Below are 2,314 nucleotides of genomic sequence, written 5' to 3'. Positions count from 1 at the left end.
TGGCCGCCTCGATCAGCTTGTCGATGCGCAGGTAGCTCTCGGCCGGCTTGGCGCCGCCCAGGTCGATGCGGATATCGGCTTCGCGGGCATGGCGCGCGCTGGCGTCGATGGCGCTGTGCACCGCAACGGTGGTTAGGCCCATGGCCTTGGCGGTGCGCATCACGCGGCAGGCGATCTCGCCGCGGTTGGCGACCAGCAGGGTATCGATATGGCGATTCATCACTTCTTCTCCTGCCAGGCGGGCGTGCGTTTTTCCAGAAAGGCGCTCAGGCCTTCCTGACCTTCCGGGCTGGTGCGCAGGCGCGCGATGGCCTGTTCGGTGGTCTGGCGCAGGTCGGCGCTGAAATCGCCATCGCCCACTTCCAGCAGCAGGTTCTTGCAGGCCTTGAGCGCCTGCGGGCTGTTGAGCAGCAGGTTGGCGACCCATTGCTCCAGCGCGGCGTCCAGCTCACTGGCCGGGTAGGTTTCTGCGAGCAGGCCGAGTTCGCGGGCACGTGTGCCGTCGAAACGTTCGGCGGTCAGCGCGTAGCGGCGGGTAGCGCGCTCGCCGATGGCCTTGACCACGTACGGGCTGATCACCGCCGGCGCCAGGCCGATGCGAACTTCCGACAGGCAGAACAGTGCGTCGCGGGCGCCGACGGCCATGTCGCAGCAGGCGATCAGCCCCAGCGCGCCGCCAAAGGCCGCGCCCTGTACCACGGCCAGGGTCGGCTGCGGCAGCTGGTAAAGGCGCTGCATCAGCTCGCCGAGTTCGTGGGCGTCAGCCAGGTTCGCCTGGTAGTCGAGTTTGGCCGATTCGCGCATCCAGCCGAGATCCGCGCCAGCGGAGAAGTGCTTGCCACGCCCGCGCAGGATGAGGAAGCGGATGCCCGCATCGTCCTGCACCTGGGCCAGTGCTGCGTTCAGTTCGCCGATCACCCGGGCGTCGAAGGCATTGTTCTTGTCCGCGCGGTTGAGCCAGAGCGTGGCCACGCCGCGCGCGTCTTTGTTCAGTTCGATGGTCTGGAAATCGGTCATCTCGGCATCCTCGAGGGGACTGCAGTCGCCGGCGCGTTCGGCTGCCGGCGGCACGGATTACATGCGGAACACGCCGAAGCGGGTCGGCTCGATCGGCGCATTCAACGCGGCGGACAGCGCCAGCCCCAGCACCTCGCGGGTCTGCGCCGGGTCGATCACGCCGTCGTCCCACAGCCGTGCGCTGGAGTAGTAGGGATGGCCCTGGCGCTCATACTGTTCGAGAATCGGCTGCTTGATGGCCGCCACCTCATCGTCGCCGAGACTCTTGCCGGCGCGCTCGCTCTGTTCCTGCTTGACCTGGGCGAGCACCCCGGCGGCCTGTTCGCCACCCATCACGGCGATGCGCGCGTTGGGCCACATCCAGAGGAAGCGCGGGTCGTAGGCGCGGCCGCACATGCCGTAGTTGCCGGCACCGAAGCTGCCGCCGATGAGCACGGTGAATTTCGGCACCTGGGCGCAGGCCACCGCGGTGACCAGCTTGGCGCCGTGCTTGGCGATGCCGCCGGCCTCGTATTTCTGCCCGACCATGAAACCGGTGATGTTCTGCAGGAACAGCAGCGGAATGCCGCGCTGGCAGGCCAGTTCGATGAAGTGCGCGCCTTTCTGCGCCGCCTCGGCGAAGAGGATGCCGTTGTTGGCGAGGATGGCGATCGGGTAGCCGTGCAGATGGGCGAAGCCGCAGACCAGGGTGGTGCCGAACAGCGCCTTGAATTCATCGAACTCACTGCCGTCCACCAGCCGCGCGATCACCTCGCGCACGTCATAGGGCTGCTTGGCCTGCGCCGGGATCACACCGTACAGCTCGTCGGCGGCATACAGCGGTGCGCGCGGTTCGCGGGTCTGCAGCTGGCCGAGCTTGCGCCAGTTAAGGTTGGCCACGCAGCGGCGGGCGATGGAAAGCGCGTGCTCGTCGTTCTCGGCGTAGTGGTCGGCGACGCCCGAGGTCTTGCAGTGCACGTCGGCGCCGCCCAGTTCCTCGGCGGTTACCACTTCGCCGGTGGCAGCCTTCACCAGCGGCGGGCCGGCGAGAAAGATGGTCGCCTGGTTGCGTACCATGATGGTCTCGTCGGCCATCGCTGGCACGTAGGCGCCGCCGGCAGTGCAGGAGCCCATCACCACGGCGATCTGCGGGATGCCCATGGCGCTCATGTTGGCCTGGTTGAAGAAGATGCGGCCGAAGTGTTCGCGGTCCGGGAACACCTCGTCCTGACGCGGCAGATTGGCGCCGCCGGAGTCCACCAGGTAGATGCAGGGCAGGCGGTTCTCGCGGGCGACGGTCTGCGCGCGCAGGTGCTTC

Annotated in this window: 3 protein-coding genes; all 3 read right to left on the bottom strand. The window is 67.6% G+C overall.

Annotated elements, in window-relative coordinates:
• Positions 1 to 220 (bottom strand): biotin carboxylase N-terminal domain-containing protein (locus HZR81_RS23375; RefSeq protein WP_500129373.1); only part of this gene is annotated, 220 nt, incomplete at its 3' end.
• Positions 220 to 1,017: a gamma-carboxygeranoyl-CoA hydratase gene (locus HZR81_RS23370; RefSeq protein WP_500129372.1), complete on the bottom strand. Its 798-nt coding sequence runs from the start codon at positions 1,015 to 1,017 to the stop codon at positions 220 to 222. The genes HZR81_RS23370 and HZR81_RS23375, both read right to left, overlap by 1 nt.
• A 57-nt stretch (positions 1,018 to 1,074) precedes the next feature.
• Positions 1,075 to 2,314, bottom strand: a 1,240-nt coding sequence (locus HZR81_RS23365) for a carboxyl transferase domain-containing protein (RefSeq protein ID WP_500129371.1), incomplete at its 5' end; no start/stop codon positions are given.

It is taken from the genome of Pseudomonas sp. LM13 (genome assembly GCF_041381355.1).
Classification (GTDB): Bacteria; Pseudomonadota; Gammaproteobacteria; order Pseudomonadales; family Pseudomonadaceae; genus Stutzerimonas; species Stutzerimonas frequens.
Note: the sequence above shows the minus strand (reverse complement) of the source record. Positions and strands in the feature narration are given on the sequence as shown.